This is a genomic window from Amphritea sp. HPY, from assembly GCF_050870985.1.
Lineage (GTDB): Bacteria > Pseudomonadota > Gammaproteobacteria > Pseudomonadales > Balneatricaceae > Amphritea.
Genome location: NZ_CP194015.1, coordinates 5,053,877 through 5,071,496, shown reverse-complemented (window position 1 = coordinate 5,071,496; position 17,620 = coordinate 5,053,877). Strand labels below are relative to the sequence as shown.

Below are 17,620 nucleotides of genomic sequence, written 5' to 3'. Positions count from 1 at the left end.
CGTACTGTCAGAGAATTTGCAAACAAGTCCTTTGGCCGCAGTCTCATCAATCTAAGAGCGAACCTCAGAGAATATGTCAGCCCTTTTTATACAGTCAGTCAGTACAAACTCCATACAACGCTTGCCTCAAGAACAAAGCTCTTGAATAATCAGCCTATGAAATTGCCAACAATACTCTCCGCCGGTCTTTTGCTGTTGCTTAGCGGCAATGCCCTTAGCGCTGAAGATTCAACTCCGAAACCTGCCGTACCTGATACCAGTAGTGCAGATACTAGTACCGGTACCAAGAGCGCTGGTGCAGGCGAACGGGTGCAACCCGATCCTGAAAGCCTGCGTATCACCGCTCTGGTTGCAGCCCTGCAACAGGAACAGGCAAGCGAAACTGAAGTGATCTGGCTGGAAACTGCGCAGGAAAGCAGGCTGGCGCTGTACCAGCAAACAGGTACCGGGGAATCCCACGGCGGCATTATGATATTCCATGATCAAGCGACTGGTCCCGACTGGCCGACACTGGTCAATCCATTGCGTAGCGACCTTACCGATCATGGTTGGAACACTCTGGCAATCAGTCTCCCAGTACCTTCTGTACAGATAGTCCCGGAACGCACCATACCGGCATTACAAGATAAAGATCAGGTTCAGGAAGCGACTCAGGCTGAAAGTAATGATGCTGCCAATGAGACAAATACAGCGACGGAAGAGAGTGCGGCTACAGAAAGCTACCAGCAAACATTCAGCAGGATAGCTGCAGCAGGCAGTGAGCTGCTGAACCAGAAAGGACATGCGACTCAGGTCGTCATCGGTATTGGCGATGCGGCGACCTGGGCCACCGACTATATATTACAAAATCAACCTAACCCAAACCTGCATCTGGTTTTGATCAATCCGATACAGGCAAAAGACGACTCTGCTCCCAAACTGTCAGAGCAGTTAGCCGAACTCAAAACACCAACCCTGGATCTTTTTTTCAGCAGTGATCAACAACAGTTAAAGAGTGCGAAGCTGCGCAAGCGCATCGTTCTGCGCAGCAAAATTGACGATTACCAACAGGTCAGAATAAATCAGCGCAGCGATGATTCGAAAAAGAGCAAACAGTGGCTGAACCGCCAGCTTCAGGGCCTGTTATACAGCCGCATTGTTAAAAACGTAGCGGCTAAGCCGGCAGCAATTCAGGCTCAGCCGACACAGATAACACCCGGCAATTAAGCTCTGACGGCCATATGATCGTTATCTCGACAAGCCTGACTTAACGATTCTTTCGGGCGATGCGAATCCTGTCGTAAGCGCCCTGAATCTCCTGAGTCTTCTCTTTCGCTAACTGCATCATCTCTTCAGGCAGGCCCTTGGCTACCAGTTTATCCGGGTGATGCTGACTCATAAGGCGACGATAGGCCTTTTTCAGTTCAGCGTCGGTAACGGTTTCGCTGACCCCCAGTACGCCATAAGCCTCCCGCAGTAGCGTCTGCTCAGACACATGGGAATGCTGATGGGACTGATAACTATGCTGCTGATAAGAGTATTGTGACTGCATTCGAGCCATCAACGCCGCCATCTCAGCCTGGGACATCTGCAACAGACCGCAAACTTCCCGAATAATCATCAGTTCCGATTCGCTGGCCTGGCCGTCCGCCATCGCCGCCTGCAACTGAATCTCGACAAACATCAGCTTGAGAGGAATACGAAAACGGATCAGTGAACTCAGTGGCCGCATCACATCAGCAATATCGTAATCACTTTCCTTGCCCTGATTAAACAGCTCAATAGCTTGCTGCTTACGCTCTTCACTCAAGCCCATCCGGTTCATAACGTCCCGGGCGTACTGTATCTCTTCAGCACTGACCCGACCGTCCGCTTTGGCTAGCTTACCCATCACGGAAAACGTGGCTTTAAAGAACGCATCCTGAGGATTCAGCGCCTTGCCCAGCGATTTTTTCAAAGCGTTGGAGATAGCAACACCGAGAGCGCCACCAAACAACAACCCGATAAAGCCGCCGCTGAACAATCCAATCAGCCCACCAATAACCAGGGCAGTGCTGTTATTACGAATGATCTGCCCCAGACTGAAGCCTGTTTTTTCACTATCAAATGCCATTGATACGATCCTTTAATACGTCATCGCTAACTTGTTCAGGGCAATACTGTGAGTTGCCGAAATCCCGCCAATATCCCAGAAAACATTTGCCGCTTATCTATTGTTCACTATCAAATGCCATCGATGCGTTTTTCTAATACGCCATCGCTAACTTGTTCAAGGCAATGCTGTAAGTTACCAAAATCCTGCCAGTAACCAAGAAAACAGTTGCCGCTTATCTATTGTTCACTATCAAATGCCATCGATGCGTTTTTCTAATACGCCATCGCTAACTTGTTCAGGGCAATACTGTGAGTTGCCGAAATCCCGCCAATATCCCAGAAAACATTTGCCGCTTATCTATTGTTCACTATCAAATGCCATCGATGCGTTTTTCTAATATGTCATCGCTAACTTGTTCAAGGCAATGCTGTAAGTTACCAAAATCCTGCCAGCAACCTAGAAAACAGTTGTCGTTTATCTGTTATTCACTATCAAATGCCATCGATACGGTTTTCTAATACGTCATCGCTTACTTGCCCTAGTCGTTGCGGAGTTCCGATATCGCGCCAGTATCCTGAAAAATATTCTCCGCTTACCCGGTTATCTGCCATCGCCTGTTTTAGCAATGGCGTCAGGCCAAACTTGCCCGGCTCGCACCCGTTAAAAAGCTCTGGAGATAACAGGCTAAGGCCACTGAAAGTGCATTTATCATCCCCTTCAAGGCTGACCTTCTCCTGTTCCAGATGAAAATCCCCGGCAGGATTATGTTCCGGATTGCCCACCAGTACCAGTCGGGCCAGCTCATTACCGGACAAACCCTGCGCAACAAAACGCTGTAATGGGTAATTTGTAAAGACATCACCGTTAACCACCACAAAAGGCTCTCCCGCTGTAGATAACTGCGGCAATGCTTTGAAAATACCTCCACCTGTTTCCAGCGGTTCAGACTCTGTCGAGTAACTGATACTGGCACCATAACGGCTACCGTCTCCCAGATACTCTTCAATCTGCGAACCCAGCCAGGCATGGTTAATAACCAGCTGATCAATACCCGCAGCGACCAATCGCTCTATGTGATACTCGATCAGTCGTTTTCCGGCGACCGCTAATAGCGGTTTCGGTGTGGTCAGCGTCAGAGGCCGCATACGAGTACCCAGGCCCGCAGCCAGAATCATCGCCCGCATCAGTCAAACCACTTATTCAGTAGCTCATCATCAAAGCTATCGCAACGATACATTGCCGGTATGACAATATCCTGCAGCCAGGCGGCAAACGTTTGTAAACCATCGTAACGACCGGCGACCCGGACAATGTAATTCAGGGTGCGGGGGATATCGCCCAGATAACCCGGCTTACCATCTCTCAGGTTAAGACGAGCAAAAATACCGACCGCCTTAAGATGGCGCTGTGCCCCCATCAGATCAAACCATTGATAGAACTGTGCCCGATCATATGTTTCCAGCAGCTCATCTGCTACCAGCATCTCGCCAAACCGATCAACCCAGCCATATACCCGCAATTCCGGCCAGTCGATGTAGCAATCCCGCAACAGAGATACCAGGTCATAAGTAACAGGGCCAATAACAGCATCCTGGAAATCAATCACACCCGGCGTCTGATCACCGTTGATCATCAGATTCCGAGAGTGATAATCACGATGCACACAGACCTGTGGCTGCTGCAGCGCCGAACCGATCAGAAAACGGGACACCTCTTCGAACAGATGATTCACCCCCGGCCCCAGCTTGATACCCAGCAGATCGCGGACGAACCAATCACGGAACAGATCCATTTCACGTTGCAACAGCTGCGCGTCGTACTGCGGTAATTGATAACCATCTACCGCCTGACATTGCTGCAAGCGGGTCAGTGCGCTAAAAGCGTTGCCGTATAGGTGATCAGCCGAGTCATCGTTGAGATGATCCAGATAAAGCTCATCCCCCAGATCCGACAGCAACATAAAGCCTTTATCAAAATCTACCGCATGCACTATCGGCGCATGTATATCCAGAGGTTCCCAGGCCCGGGCAATGTGAACAAAAGGGTGACTATCTTCTTTTTCCGGCGGCGCATCCATCAGAATCCAGCTCATACCGTGGCTGAGCAGACGAAAATAGCGTCGAAAACTGGCATCTCCGGACACAGGCAGACACTGCCAGTCTGGCGCCAGGTCAATATTAAGCTCATTAAAGGTCTGTTCAACCCACTCTTTCAGACTGGCTAAGCGCTGCCCCATAACTATCAATCCCCTAAAAATAATGGCGCCAACAGGATGCTGCGAACAAGCAATTTTGTCTCATCGGTGTTCTGTCGCCCATCGAGAACACATTGGACTTATTCGCAGGTTCCTTTATCATTCATGGCTTTATGAATATGTTACCCGAATCACGCTTTGGCGATAAAGGAAATCGAAGCTTTTTCTCAGCTTCCTACCGGACAATCTGAATGCCGTTCAAAAGACGCTCCTCCTATACCCTGACACTGGCGATCGTTGCAGCCACACCGCTATTTCTGCAGCCGGCGTTCAGCCATGCAGGGGAAACAACTGTCAACACTGCGCCCAGTGACACCCTATGGGACTGTTCGATGACTAAAGGACAGGACTGGCGATGTAATATCAGCCCTGAATTGCAACAGCAAAATGAAGCCGAAACGGCGGTTCAGTCTCGGAGTAAAACAGACAATACCGGGTCATCAATAGCTAAACCCACTGCTGCCACTGCTATCAAGCAAAGCGAACCGGTAACTGTCTCCCCAACGACACAAGCAGCATCCGCGCCAGCCCAGGCAATAACAACTGATCAGGTATCAACCCGCCCGGTTGCAGCCAGCGCCTGGAACTGTGAAGCTGACGGCCAGGGAAACTGGGTCTGTAATGAAGGCAACCGGAGTGTCACGAATGCAAAAACAGCTGCGACGACCTCCGGCCAACAAAACCAGCCAATAGTCAGTACTGCAGCCGTTACCTCGAACAGCATACAGAACAACGTATTAGCGCAATCCAGCCACGCTAATCTGGATTGGTATCCATACGCGGATAGTGCCGGCAAATCCTGTAAAGGGCGATATATCGAGCCAGACTATCAACTTGACGAAACTGGCGATGCTTTAAGAATTGACGCTGACCGCTCGCAAACCCAACTGGGCGGCCTGACCACTCTTACTGGCGATGTATTACTTCGTCAGGGCGGCCACTATCTACGCAGCGACAAGGCTGAGCTGGATCAGGTGACCAATCTGGCCAGCCTGACTGGCAATGTACAATACCGGGAACCTGGGTTACTGCTCAGTGGACAGATGGCACAGTCCAATACTTTGAGTGGTGAAACCGTATTCAGTGGCGCCGAGTATGTCCTGCACGAGCCGGAAATACGCGGTTCTGCCGAACGGATAATTCGCCTGCAAGATGACCGTATTCGCATGGAACAAGGTTCCTATACCTCCTGTCCACCAGACGATAATGGCTGGCGTATTGCAGCCGAGAGCTTAGTTCTGAATCCCAACACTGGTTTCGGTGAAGCCAAGCATGCCGTTCTTGAAGTGGGTGATACCCCGGTATTTTACTTTCCCTACTTCACTTTCCCGATCGACGACAGGCGTCATTCAGGCTTTCTGTTTCCAACCGTCGGCTATTCAAGTAATGACGGTCTGGAACTGGCTATCCCCTACTATTTCAACCTGGCCGCCAACTACGATGACACTCTAACGCCGGTAATTTTCAGTGAAAGGGGTTTGTTGCTGGAGAATGAATTCCGCTATCTGAACACCTATGGCGAACAAACACTCAGTACCGGCATCATGATGGACGACAGTAAAGCCGAACAGGACCGCTGGTTGCTGGGTTTAAATCATAATGGCAACCAGGGTAACTGGAGCAGCCAGGTTGATTTCACTACCGTCAGTGATAATGAATATTTCGATGATCTGGGAACCAGCCTCGAAGTCGACCGCCAATCTCATCTGGATAAGAAAGCTACTGCGACTTATCAACAGGACGACTGGTCGGTAACGGCTACCGTGCATAGCTATCAGACCATTGATGATAGCAGCAAGTCGCCATACCGCCGCCTGCCGCAACTGAAATTAAAAGGCCAGAAAGATAACCTGCCAGGCCAACTGGAACTGGGTTACAAAGCCAGCGTCACCCGTTTTGACCGGGATATTACCGATCTCAGCGGTATTGATCGGATCACCGGTGATCGAGTGCACCTGCAACCGTCGCTGAGTATGCCAATGCTGTGGCCCTGGGCTCACCTGACGCCAAAAGTCAGTTACTGGTACAATCAATATACTCTGGACAATCAGGTCGCCGGTAAAGACAGTAACATTAACATCGGTGCAGGAATATTCAGCCTTGATTCCGGTCTGGCTTTTGAAAAGCAGACTCAATTCGGCAATAGCAGCTTCACCCAGACCCTGGAACCCAGAGCCTTTCTACTCTACGTTCCTGAAGAAGATCAGGATGGCACCCCGGATTTCGACACATCAGAAGCCGACTTCAGTTACAACGGTCTGTTCCGGGAAAACCGTTTCAACGGCCTGGATAAAATCGGTGACAGTCAGCAACTATCGCTGGGGCTGAGTTCTGCTTTTTATGAAACCAGTGGTTTCGAGCGCGCCCGGTTAAGTATTGGCCAGGCTTACTACTTTGATGACCGCAAAGTACAGCTGAATGGGATCACCGCAACAGATACTGAAAAACAGTCGAACATTGCTGCAGAAGCAAGCTGGAATGTAAACCAGGATCTGCGAATTACACTGGATACCGAACTGGATAACAGCAACTTTGGTGTTGAGGAGAACAACCTTAAACTCAGTTACGCACCATCGCTAAACCAACGATTCAGTTTTAGCTACCGTCATCGTGAAGACGTGCGCCAACAAACTGATCTGTCGTTTATCTGGCCGCTGGCAACAAACTGGAATATCCTTGGTCACTGGCAGGAAGATCTGGAAAATAAACAAACACCGGAAGCGCTGCTTGGACTGGAATACTCCAGCTGCTGCTGGAAGGTGCGGGTTGCTGCCCGTCAGTGGATAGAGGATGATGCTACAGCTAGCGAAGACAGCGCCCTCTATCTGCAATTTATTCTAAAGGGTCTGGGCTCACTGGGAACCGGTGGCAACAGTGCCTTCTACGATATTATTGGCTTTAAAGAACGTGAAGAGACTAATGAATACTAAGCTCCTACAAAAAATGAAGCCAACACTGGCTGCCCTGGCCCTCGGACTGACTGTTTCGGTCCAGGCCGCCACTATTCCAGTTGATCGGATCATCGCAATTGTTAATGATGATATTATCCTGCAGAGCGAACTGACCCAGCGTGAATCGCTGATCAAAGACCGCCTCGCAGCCCGTGGGACCGCCCTACCTGCTGATGAGGTCCTGCGTAAGCAAGTTATGGAGCGCCTGATTCTGGATAGTATCCAGCTCCAGATAGGCAGCGAACGGGGCATCCGGATCTCCGATAGCGAACTCAACTCCGCGCTGGAAAGAATTGCTGCGCAGTCAGGTCTCAGCCTCGAACAGTTCCGTGAAGCACTGATTGCCGAAGGTCAGGATTACGCCCAGGCCCGTCAGCAAATCCGTCAGGAAATGCTCATCACCCAGATCCAGCGCCGCCTGGTAAATGGCCGCATTCAGGTATCGGAACAGGAGATCGATAACTACCTGAACTCCGAACTGGGGCAACAGCAAACCGCAACCCGCTTCGATCTCAGCCACATTCTGATTGCCGTGCCAACTCAGGCAAGTCCGGCATTGATCCAGAAAGCCGAAAAGCAGGCAATGGAAATTTCAGCGAGTCTGCAAGCCGGTGCCGATTTTGCTGAAACTGCTATCGCCCAATCCCAGGGTCCTAATGCACTGAAAGGTGGCGAGATGGGCTGGCGTAAACAGAATGAACTGCCTGAGCAGTTTGCAGCAGCAGTTAACAGCCTGTCTCCGGGCGAAATTACACAACCACTACGCAGCCCAAGCGGCTTTCACCTGCTCAAGGTGAATAAGAAAGAGGGTGGCGCGGTGCAGCTAGTAGATCAGGTGAAAGTGCGTCACATCCTGCTGAAACCAAATGAGATACGCTCAGCCGCACAAACCCGCCGTGAAGCTGAAACGCTGTATGGCCGCCTGCAAAATGGCGAGCCGTTTGATGCACTGGCCAAACAGTACAGCGATGATCCTGCCAGTGGCTCCGAAGGAGGCTCCCTCGGCTGGGCACAGGCCGGTCAGATGGTGCCTGAGTTTGAACAGGTGATGTTCAATACGCAAGCGGGCCAGACCAGCGTGCCTTTTGAATCCCGCTTTGGCTGGCATATTCTGCAAGTTGAAGATCGCCGTCAGCAAGATCTTGGCGAAGAGATGATGGTAAACCAGGCCCGCGCATCGATTCGCCAGCGTAAGTTCAACGAAGAACTGCAAAACTGGATGCGAGAGATCCGCTCCCAGGCCTATATTGAGCTAAAATAGCTAACAGCTTCAGCTGCTCAAACCAACTCCAGAGAACCATTAGATAATGTCACTTTATAGACTGGCCCTGACACCCGGCGAACCCGCCGGCATCGGGCCAGACCTCTGCATTCAGATCGCCCAGCAAGGTCACCCCCAGCAATTAATTGCAATCTGCGACCCAGAACTATTGCAACAACGCGCTGAACTGCTTGGCCTGCCTCTGACAATCCTGCCCTATGATAAGGATCAGGAAATTGAGGCAACGGCACCTGGGACTTTATGGGTTGACCCCGTCGAGCTGAGTACTCCCGCAGTTGCAGGCGAACTGAATCCGGATAATGCTCAATATATCCTCGACACCCTGAGCCGCGCCACAAAAGGCTGCCTGAATAATGAGTTTTCAGCCATCGTCACAGCGCCGGTTCACAAAGGGGTGATCAATGATGCAGGCATCCCGTTCAGTGGCCACACCGAGTATCTGGAACAGCTAACCGCTACCGATAAGGTAGTGATGATGCTGGCCACCGAAGGGCTGCGTGTTGCACTGGCAACCACGCATCTGCCGTTGGCGGATGTGCCTGCCGCAATCACCCAGCCATTGCTGGAACAGGTCCTTAACGTGTTGCAGCATGACCTGATAAGCAGTTTTGGTATCGAACAACCACGTATTCTGGTTGCGGGATTAAACCCCCATGCTGGTGAGGGGGGTCATATGGGTCGGGAAGAGATCGACACTATCATCCCGGTGCTTGATCGCTTACGACAACAGGGCTTTAACCTGAGTGAACCTCTGCCTGCAGACACCCTGTTCACCGATAAACTGCTAAAGACTGCCGATGCCGTATTAGCCATGTACCATGACCAGGGCCTGCCGGTACTTAAATATAAGGGCTTTGGCCGCGCCGTCAATGTTACACTGGGTATGCCGATCATCCGCACCTCTGTTGATCACGGCACCGCGCTGGATCTGGCTGGCACAGGCACCGCTGATAGCGGCAGTCTGCTGACAGCTATCGATTACGCAGCTAACATGGCTGAAAACCGTTTTCACAGCCGGAGCAAGTAATTATGCTGCCAATCGCTGCCATAACCAAAATACGCGATTACACAGCTAACATGTCTGCTAACCGCTTTCACAACCGGAATAACCGATGAGTAAAAAACCTGTTGGCCACAAAGCCCGTAAGCGCTTTGGCCAGAATTTCCTGCAAGATCAGGGAATTATCCGCCGTATTATCCGCTCGATCGGTCCGACCGAAGCACAACACCTGGTTGAGATAGGGCCTGGCCTTGGCGCAATTACAGAAGAACTTCTGGATAGCTGCCGCCGTCTTGACGTAGTCGAGCTGGACCGGGACCTGATACCTATCCTGCAGACTAAATTCTTCAGTTACAGCGATAAGTTCACTATCCACCAGGGCGATGCACTGGAGTTTGATTTTGCTAGTTTCTACGACGGTGAACACCAGCTGCGAGTTGTCGGCAACCTGCCTTACAATATCTCCACACCGCTGATCTTCCACCTGCTGAGCTTTGCCGATCAGATCGAAGACATGCACTTTATGCTGCAAAAAGAGGTGGTTAACCGTCTGGCGGCTAAACCCGGTGACAGCGCCTACGGCCGCCTTGGTATCATGGCCCAGTATTATTGCCATGTAGAACCGTTATTTCTGGTGCCACCTGAAGCTTTTGATCCGGCACCAAAGGTTGATTCAGCTATCGTACGCCTGATACCTTACAAAGAACTACCGCTGGTTGCCAAAGATATCAGCAAGCTGGAAACTGTTGTACGCACCGCCTTCGGTCAACGCCGCAAGACCTTGCGTAACAACCTTAAACCGTTGCTCAGTGCCGATGATATCAGCGAGCTCGGCATCGATCCTGGCCTGCGCCCGGAACGGCTATCACTAAAAGACTTTATCACTATCGCCGATTTTCTGAGCAACTGACACTATTTAGAGTGAAAGATAACCCTATTATGATTCATACCCCGGACGAACAAAGCATCGATATCGATGTAGAAACAGCTTACCTGCCGGAGCAATCCGACCCGGACAAAAAGCGGTTTGTGTTCTCATACCACATCACTATTACCAACCATAATGAACAACCGGTTCAGCTGCTGAGTCGACGCTGGCTGATTGTTGATGGTGATGAAAAGATCCAGGAAGTGGAAGGCGAAGGGGTAGTCGGTGAGCAACCCGTCATAGCGCCGGAACAAAGCTACAGCTACACCAGCGGCACCGTACTGGCGACCCGGGTTGGCTGCATGCAGGGGCACTATCAGATGAAAGCCGACGATGGCGAACTGTTCCAGGCTGCAATCCAGCCATTCACCCTGGCTCAACCCAACGCATTGCACTAGGGACTGGCAACACAATGGCGACTTACGCAATCGGTGATATCCAGGGCTGCTATGATGAGCTCATCAGTCTGCTTGAAGCGGTCAGTTTTTCACCGCAGGATCAGCTCTGGGTAGCCGGCGATCTGGTCAATCGCGGCCCCCAGTCACTGGAAACCTTGCGCCACCTGAAAGTGATGCAAGACCAGGTAAAGATCGTCCTGGGTAACCACGATCTGCACCTGCTGGCGATCCATTATGCCGCAACAGGGCCGAAACGCAGCGATACTTTTCATGACATTCTGGATGCCCCTGATCGGGACGAACTGATGCAATGGCTGCTCCACCAGCCGCTCCTCGTCAACGACAAAGCGCTTGGCTACACCATGGTTCATGCTGGCATTCCGCCACAATGGAGTGTTAAAAAGGCACTTAAGCGTGCTGCCGAAGTCGAACAGATATTGCAGAGCACACTGGCCCGGGAATTCTTCAACCATATGTATGGTAATAAACCCGATCACTGGTCCGGCTCGCTGGAGGGCTGGGATCGTCTGCGGGCTATCACCAACTACTTCACCCGGATGCGCTTCTGTGATGCCAAAGGGCGACTAGACTTCTCTGTCAAAAGCGGCCTGAAGAATCAACCGGAAGGCTTCCTGCCCTGGTACAAACATCACGGCAAGGCGCTACACAAGGGCCGCGTAATATTTGGCCACTGGGCAGCACTTGAAGGCAAGGCTGACCACGAAAGTGTCTTTGCCCTGGATACCGGTTGCGTCTGGGGCGGCACCCTGACCGCCATGCGACTGGAAGACCAGAAGATGTTTTCGGTACCAAGCAAACAACGCGACAGTGAGTAAAAATGGAAACCTATCAGTGCATTAACCCGGAACAGGCCGCTCAACTGATCGCCAATGGTGCGGTCATAGCCGACATCCGCGATCCACAGAGCTACCAACAGAACCATATCAGTGATGCGCTTCACCTGAGTAATGACAACCTGCACACATTCATTCAACAGGCAGACCTCGACACGCCACTTATCGTCTGTTGCTACCATGGCTTTAGCAGTCAGTCCGCCGCGCAGCTATTAATCGGACAGGGTTTCGAAGAGGTCTATAGCCTCGATGGTGGCTTTGAGCTCTGGCAGTCAACCAAACCCGAGCAGTGCAGTAACACTTAGTCACTCCTGATCGTTTTTAGCAGCCATCGATAACAACAGCTAGACAGGACAGTCCATGGAAATCTATCTGGTAGGCGGTGCGGTTCGCGATCAGCTACTCAGCTTCCCGGTGTATGACAAGGACTGGGTCGTCGTCGGCGCCACACCACAACAGATGCTGGACCAGGGCTTTCGCCCGGTAGGTAAAGATTTTCCTGTATTTATCCATCCTGAAACAGGTGAAGAGTACGCCCTGGCCCGTACCGAACGGAAGTCCGGCAAGGGCTATACCGGATTTCAGTATTACGCCAGCCCGGACGTTACCCTGGAACAGGACCTGATTCGCCGCGATCTGACCATCAACGCCATGGCGCAGGATGACAACGGTCAGATTATCGACCCCTACAACGGCCAGCAAGACCTGCAGCAACGTATTTTACGTCACGTCTCCCCCGCCTTTGCCGAAGACCCCTTACGGGTGTTGAGGGTGGCCCGTTTTGCCGCACGCTACACACATCTTGGCTTTACCATTGCCGAACCAACGCTCGAGCTTATGCGTCAGCTTGCCGCCAGCGATGAACTGCAGCACCTCACCGCCGAACGGGTATGGCAGGAATTTCAGCGCGCTCTGGGAGAACCTGCTGCTGATGTATTTATTACGACACTGCAACGTTGTGGCGCCCTGACAGCACTGTTTCCAGAGCTGGTTCAGCTTGCCTCTGATAGCCATAGCCTGCTGCTACTCAGAGCTGAACTAGCCGCACCATCCCGCTTTGCTATTTTAATGTCACGGGCCGTTATGCAGCGCCCCGCAGATGAACAACAAGCCATCATTCGAAGCTTTTGCGAACGCCAGCGCAGCCCCAATCTGTACCGGGATCTTGCGCTACAGCTCTGCAGCTGCGCAGAACAACTGATCAATTTCGCCAGCCTCGATGCCGGGCAAAGGTTACAGCTGATTCTTAATCTCGATCTGGTACGACGCAGCGAAAAGCTCACCGACCTGATCACCGCAGCCAAAGTTATCGCCGGACAAAGCTCGCTCGAGGCAGAACAACTGATCCCCGAACTGCTCAGGTCGATGACCCGGATCAGTCCGCAACAACTGATGAGCGAAGGCTTCAAGGGCAAGGCACTGGGACAGGAGATTCAGCTGAGACAGTTGCAGATCTGCCAACAGCAAATTACCGGAACACAACCGGGAACTGAGCATGAATCTAAAGCATAAGTCTCAAGCATGAATCCGGCAGTCCACTTTTTCGGGGGGGCAGTCCAAGTCCAATCATTAGCTGTTAGTTATTAGCAGCTAGCCAGTAACAACTCAGCCAATAACTGCGTAGCCAAGAAGCAATCAGTCACCATCAAGCCCCAACAGCGGGCTTTCCATTACCGCAGCAACGGCAGTGACTAACTCCTTCTCCAGCGGATTAACAACGTCATCATGACATACCGCCCGCACCAGCCCTTTCAATAATCGCTGCTTGATAAAGGGTGTCGCCAGCGCCAGTTCAGAGACCGCTGTAGAGAAAGCTTTACGCCCGCACTGCGCCTCGGATAGCAGCTTCAGCGTATACAGACCGGTGCTGTTGGCGCCGATATTAAATGCTTTCTGACGACTTTCAGCATCACCGCAGCCATGATGCGCTAGTGCCGACAACACTACCGCATAGGGTTCTGCCAGTGGAGCCAGTTTGCGGTACTTAAGTTTACTACCCCGAATTTTACCAGCCCCGGCTTCACTGCTCCGCCCTATGCCGAAGTGCGCATCACAGTAGCGGCTAACCAGTTGATACAGCACCCACTCAAACAGATCGATCTTGTTATCCGCCTGAATCACCCGCATCAGCAGCCGTTTGAACAACTTATATTGCGCGCCAGACTGGGCCTTCAAAGCCGGCAACGCGATCTCAATCAGTGTCAGATGCTGCGCCCTTGGCAGCGCATCAATCTCTTTCTGAAAACGCTTCAACTGTTCAGCCAACGCCTGCTCGGCGCGACTGATCAGCAGCATCTGTTGTTGTCTTAACTGCGCCTCAGGGCCCAGTAATAAGCCCAACAGCAAGACTCTTGCGTCATATGGATCGCGGGCCAGTTTAATCAGGCTATGAGTGGCTACCAAGGTTTCAGCTTTAACCGCAGTATCAGATTGAGTAACCTGCCAAGCGGAATCAGACATCAGTTCAGCACCGGCCAGCGTACCGATCAGACTATCGATTACCGCCGCTGAAGACTTCGCCCTACGCTGCTCAACCCGGTCTTCAAAAACAGGCGGCGCGGGCGCAGGTAAAGGCTCCAGATATTCCCCATCCCACTTTGGATCAATCCGCAGAATGCGTTTTACCAGCGGCGGATGGCTGGTAAACAGTTGCCGTGCAGCGACTGCAGAGAAGAACAGGTGGCTGGCCTCATGGCTACCCGGGTGCTGAACAGTGCCCTGAAAAGTACTCCCGCCGATTACCTTTAAGGCACCGGCGATGCCTCCAGGATTGCGCGTGAATTGCACCGCCGAGGCATCGGCAAGAAATTCACGCTGCCTACTGATAGCGGCCTTAATGATATTGCCCAGCAGTACCCCGCACCAACCAATCGCAATCAGCCCTAACCCCAACAGGATCAGATAACCACGGGAGGAACTACGTGACTTTGTGGCGTCCACCCACCAACTGGTACGGCTGTTGATAAATTCCCGCCCCAGCTCGGCAAAGAACACCATTCCATGTAATACCACCATCAGCCGCATATTGAGCCGCATATCTCCATTAAGGATATGACTGAACTCATGGGCGATCACCCCTTGCAACTGATCCCTGTCGAGACCTTCCAGCGCCCCGCGGGTAACACAGATCGCCGCATCGGATAAGCCAAGCCCGGCGGCAAAGGCATTAATCCCCTTTTCCCGACGCATCACATAGACCGGTGGCACCGGCATACCCGCCGCCAGAGCCATCTCCTCGACCACATTGAGTAAGCGACGCTGCAGATGGTCGGGCGTTGCGTAAACGACACGTTCCCCACCTAGCGCCTCTGCGACGGCACCACCACCGCGGCTTACATCCAGCCACTTCAGCCAGGCTGCAAACAATAACAGCAGAAAAACGCCGCAGCCCACGATAAGCAATCGCTGCCAGCTCAGGTAATCAAAAAACACCCTGTCGGCCGCTGTCACCGGGTCGTCACTGACCCACAGATACCAGGCAAACAACAGATTAACCAGCAGGATAAGGCCAAGGTTAAGCAGTAGAAACAGCAGGGCAAGCAGGCGCGTGCGACCACGAGCCTGATCCTGCGCCTGATAGAAATTCATTGAAAAACCTAAAGATTCAGAAGCTTACTTTCGGGGCGACCTGAATCTGCTCACGGTCGGCAAACTCCAGCAGCACAGCATCAAGGCTATGACCAAATACACCCGAGAACATCACCTGTGGAAAACTCTGCTTGTAGGCATTGTATTCGGTGACCGAGTCGTTAAAGCCCTGACGGGAGAATGCGACCCGGTTTTCTGTCGATGTCAGCTCTTCACTGAGTTGACGCATATTAACGTCGGCCTTTAGTTCAGGATAATCTTCCACCACCAGACTGAATTTACCCAACGCGCCCTGCAAACCACCTTCGGCCTGAGCCAATTGCGCCATCGCCTGAGCATTGGCCGGATTATCTGCCACCGCTTTTAAGCCGGCCATAGCTTCATTCCGAGCGGCAATAACTGCCTCAAGCGTGCCACGCTCGTGGTCCAGATAAGCTTTAGCGGTTTCCACCAGGTTAGGGATCAGATCATAACGACGTTTCAGCTGCACATCGATCTGAGAAAATGCATTCTCAAAACGATTTTTCAGTGCCACCAGGCGATTATAGATCGCCACCACATAAAGAATCAGTGCCGCAACTACAACTACAACTAAAAAAACAATAGTGCCGATCTCCATTTCACACTCCTTATTCTCTGATCTTTTTTATAACACTAAGAATTAAGATATACACAAGTTACATCTCAAGGTCTGAGGTTGAAGGTCTAAGGTTCAACCGCTCATCTGGGATATTTTCTCATCCTGCCAGCTGAAATCGACCAGCCAAAGCTTCTGGCTGGCTTTATCATACTCCAGCCACAGCTGTTGATAGGTTTCTGCCAGCACAGGATGGCACTCCTTCGGAGCCAGTTCAGCCAGCGGGCAGAGTACGAAAGCATTGTGGATAATCTCTTCACGGGGTAATGCTACCCCTTCGATATCTCCGATTAATGCATCGTAGGTCAGGATATCGATATCCAGGGTACGGCCACTGAACTTTGGCCCCTGACGGCTACGCTGATTACGATCTTCAATGCCTTTGAGAGCCAGATTCAGCTGACCTACGGACAGTTCGGTATGAAACGCCGCCACCATGTTATAAAAGCAGTCGCCATCAAAACCGACCGCTTCGCTTTCATACACAGAAGACAGTTCCAGCTCACCAAACTCGATCTGCAGCGCATCGAGACAGCTATTGATATAGTGTTCCCGGTTGATATTGCTACCGATACTGACAAAGACCTGCGCCATCAGAGCCGCTCTCCCCGCTCGATAATCACGCCGACATCTTTTGCCTCAGGCACTGCTCCGGGCTTACCCAGTCGCAAGCGTACCCAGGGCACTGGAAACTCATTGAGAATAATCTGGGCGATCTCTTCAGCCATCGTTTCGACCAGCAGAAACTCACTCTCGGAGATAAAGCTGATCAGTCGCTCTGATACCGTCTGATAACTCACACAGTTCTCGATATCCTCAGTGGATGCCGCCTGGCGAATGTCAGTCCCCATCTCCAGATCCAGGTTCACGGTCTGGCGAATTTCACGTTCCCAGTCATATATTCCAATGACCGTTTCAACTTCAAGCTCTCGAATGTAGACTATATCCATTAACTGACCTGTGGATTATTCCTATGATCGGCACCGAATTCGGCACTTTTATGTTTGTTCTGGCGGTAGCGTATCTGCTCGGCTCGATACCTACTGCGGTTCTGGTCTGCCACTTTATGGGGATCAACGACCCCCGTCAACAAGGTTCAGGCAATCCCGGTGCGACCAATGTTTTAAGGATTGGCAACCGTCAGGCGGCAGTGCTTACATTGTTCGGTGATCTGGTTAAAGGGGCACTCACAGTAGCTATCGCCCGCTGGTTCGACCTTAACCTGCTACTGCAGGCCTGCTGCGGCCTGGCAGCCCTAGGCGGCCATATTTGTTCACTGTTTCTGCGTTTTCGGGGAGGTAAGGGAGTCGCCACAATGCTCGGCGTCTGCCTGCTGCTGAACCACCTGCTGGGACTGATTCAGTGCAGTATCTGGCTCTGCCTGCTAGTAATAAGAAAGATCTCATCACTCGCGGCGATCGGTATGGCGATGTTAAGTCCGGTGATCTGCTGGTTACTTGAACCAGAGTTGATCATTCCAGTTGGGATGATGAGCCTGATTATTATCGCGACCCATCATCAGAACATCCGTAACCTACTGGACGGCAGGGAGAGCCGATTATAAAGCAGACCGCCGAACACGTTCGGCTCGCTATGTACCAGATTTAGATACTCCACACCAATCTGCTTAACATCTGTGGGAGCGACGCCCCGT

17 protein-coding genes are annotated in these 17,620 nt (G+C 51.8%); 10 read left to right on the top strand and 7 right to left on the bottom strand.

Features of this window, described 5'->3' with window-relative positions; genetic code table 11:
- Window positions 1–156: 156 nt before the first annotated feature.
- Window positions 157–1,206, top strand: a complete 1,050-nt coding sequence (locus ACQUQM_RS22535; protein WP_432472110.1) for a DUF3530 family protein — start codon at window positions 157–159, stop codon at window positions 1,204–1,206.
- Between the two features lie 40 nt (window positions 1,207–1,246).
- Here the strand turns inward: ACQUQM_RS22535 and djlA are convergent, their stop codons facing one another.
- From djlA to ACQUQM_RS22520, 3 genes are all read right to left on the bottom strand, one after another.
- On the bottom strand, window positions 1,247–2,092 hold the full coding sequence (gene djlA, locus ACQUQM_RS22530; RefSeq protein WP_432472109.1) for a co-chaperone DjlA: 846 nt from the start codon (window positions 2,090–2,092) through the stop codon (window positions 1,247–1,249).
- Between the two features lie 473 nt (window positions 2,093–2,565).
- On the bottom strand, window positions 2,566–3,258 hold the full coding sequence (gene murU, locus ACQUQM_RS22525; RefSeq protein WP_432472108.1) for an N-acetylmuramate alpha-1-phosphate uridylyltransferase MurU: 693 nt from the start codon (window positions 3,256–3,258) through the stop codon (window positions 2,566–2,568).
- Window positions 3,258–4,310 (bottom strand): aminoglycoside phosphotransferase family protein, encoded by a 1,053-nt coding sequence (locus ACQUQM_RS22520; protein WP_432472107.1) that lies wholly within the window; start codon window positions 4,308–4,310, stop codon window positions 3,258–3,260. The genes murU and ACQUQM_RS22520 overlap by 1 nt, the downstream gene beginning before the upstream one ends.
- A 209-nt stretch (window positions 4,311–4,519) precedes the next feature.
- On the opposite strand from ACQUQM_RS22520, the gene lptD reads away from it, so the two are divergent.
- From lptD to ACQUQM_RS22480, 8 genes are all read left to right on the top strand, one after another.
- Window positions 4,520–7,258 (top strand): LPS assembly protein LptD, encoded by a 2,739-nt coding sequence (lptD, locus tag ACQUQM_RS22515; RefSeq protein ID WP_432472106.1) that lies wholly within the window; start codon window positions 4,520–4,522, stop codon window positions 7,256–7,258.
- The gene (locus ACQUQM_RS22510; protein ID WP_432472105.1) at window positions 7,248–8,540 is read left to right on the top strand and encodes a peptidylprolyl isomerase; all 1,293 of its coding nucleotides are present in this window, start codon (window positions 7,248–7,250) and stop codon (window positions 8,538–8,540) included. Before lptD ends, ACQUQM_RS22510 begins: the two co-directional genes overlap by 11 nt.
- Before the next feature lie 46 nt (window positions 8,541–8,586).
- Complete coding sequence (pdxA, locus tag ACQUQM_RS22505) at window positions 8,587–9,588, top strand: 4-hydroxythreonine-4-phosphate dehydrogenase PdxA (protein WP_432472104.1); 1,002 nt, start codon at window positions 8,587–8,589, stop codon at window positions 9,586–9,588.
- An 85-nt stretch (window positions 9,589–9,673) separates the two neighbouring features.
- The gene (gene rsmA, locus ACQUQM_RS22500; RefSeq protein ID WP_432472103.1) at window positions 9,674–10,471 is read left to right on the top strand and encodes a 16S rRNA (adenine(1518)-N(6)/adenine(1519)-N(6))-dimethyltransferase RsmA; all 798 of its coding nucleotides are present in this window, start codon (window positions 9,674–9,676) and stop codon (window positions 10,469–10,471) included.
- 29 nt (window positions 10,472–10,500) lie between these two features.
- Window positions 10,501–10,887, top strand: a complete 387-nt coding sequence (gene apaG, locus ACQUQM_RS22495) for a Co2+/Mg2+ efflux protein ApaG (RefSeq protein WP_432472102.1) — start codon at window positions 10,501–10,503, stop codon at window positions 10,885–10,887.
- Window positions 10,888–10,901: 14 nt separating this feature from the next.
- The gene (locus tag ACQUQM_RS22490) at window positions 10,902–11,723 is read left to right on the top strand and encodes a symmetrical bis(5'-nucleosyl)-tetraphosphatase (RefSeq protein WP_432472101.1); all 822 of its coding nucleotides are present in this window, start codon (window positions 10,902–10,904) and stop codon (window positions 11,721–11,723) included.
- A 2-nt stretch (window positions 11,724–11,725) separates the two neighbouring features.
- The gene (gene glpE / locus ACQUQM_RS22485; protein WP_432472100.1) at window positions 11,726–12,046 is read left to right on the top strand and encodes a thiosulfate sulfurtransferase GlpE; all 321 of its coding nucleotides are present in this window, start codon (window positions 11,726–11,728) and stop codon (window positions 12,044–12,046) included.
- Window positions 12,047–12,101: 55 nt separating this feature from the next.
- Window positions 12,102–13,253: a hypothetical protein gene (locus ACQUQM_RS22480; RefSeq protein WP_432472099.1), complete on the top strand. Its 1,152-nt coding sequence runs from the start codon at window positions 12,102–12,104 to the stop codon at window positions 13,251–13,253.
- Window positions 13,254–13,376: 123 nt separating this feature from the next.
- On the opposite strand, the gene ACQUQM_RS22475 is transcribed toward ACQUQM_RS22480, so the two are convergent.
- The 4 genes from ACQUQM_RS22475 to folB all read right to left on the bottom strand — a co-directional run bounded on the left by ACQUQM_RS22475 (window position 13,377) and on the right by folB (window position 16,916).
- A complete protein-coding gene (locus tag ACQUQM_RS22475; RefSeq protein WP_432472098.1) occupies window positions 13,377–15,329 on the bottom strand; it encodes a M48 family metallopeptidase in 1,953 nt (650 codons plus the stop codon).
- A 16-nt stretch (window positions 15,330–15,345) separates the two neighbouring features.
- Window positions 15,346–15,948 (bottom strand): LemA family protein, encoded by a 603-nt coding sequence (locus ACQUQM_RS22470; protein ID WP_432472097.1) that lies wholly within the window; start codon window positions 15,946–15,948, stop codon window positions 15,346–15,348.
- A gap of 93 nt (window positions 15,949–16,041) precedes the next feature.
- Window positions 16,042–16,560 (bottom strand): 2-amino-4-hydroxy-6-hydroxymethyldihydropteridine diphosphokinase, encoded by a 519-nt coding sequence (gene folK, locus ACQUQM_RS22465; RefSeq protein ID WP_432472096.1) that lies wholly within the window; start codon window positions 16,558–16,560, stop codon window positions 16,042–16,044.
- A complete protein-coding gene (gene folB, locus ACQUQM_RS22460) occupies window positions 16,560–16,916 on the bottom strand; it encodes a dihydroneopterin aldolase (RefSeq protein WP_432472095.1) in 357 nt (118 codons plus the stop codon). Before folB ends, folK begins: the two co-directional genes overlap by 1 nt.
- A gap of 23 nt (window positions 16,917–16,939) precedes the next feature.
- On the opposite strand from folB, the gene plsY reads away from it, so the two are divergent.
- Complete coding sequence (plsY, locus tag ACQUQM_RS22455; RefSeq protein ID WP_432472094.1) at window positions 16,940–17,530, top strand: glycerol-3-phosphate 1-O-acyltransferase PlsY; 591 nt, start codon at window positions 16,940–16,942, stop codon at window positions 17,528–17,530.
- Window positions 17,531–17,620: the final 90 nt, after the last annotated feature.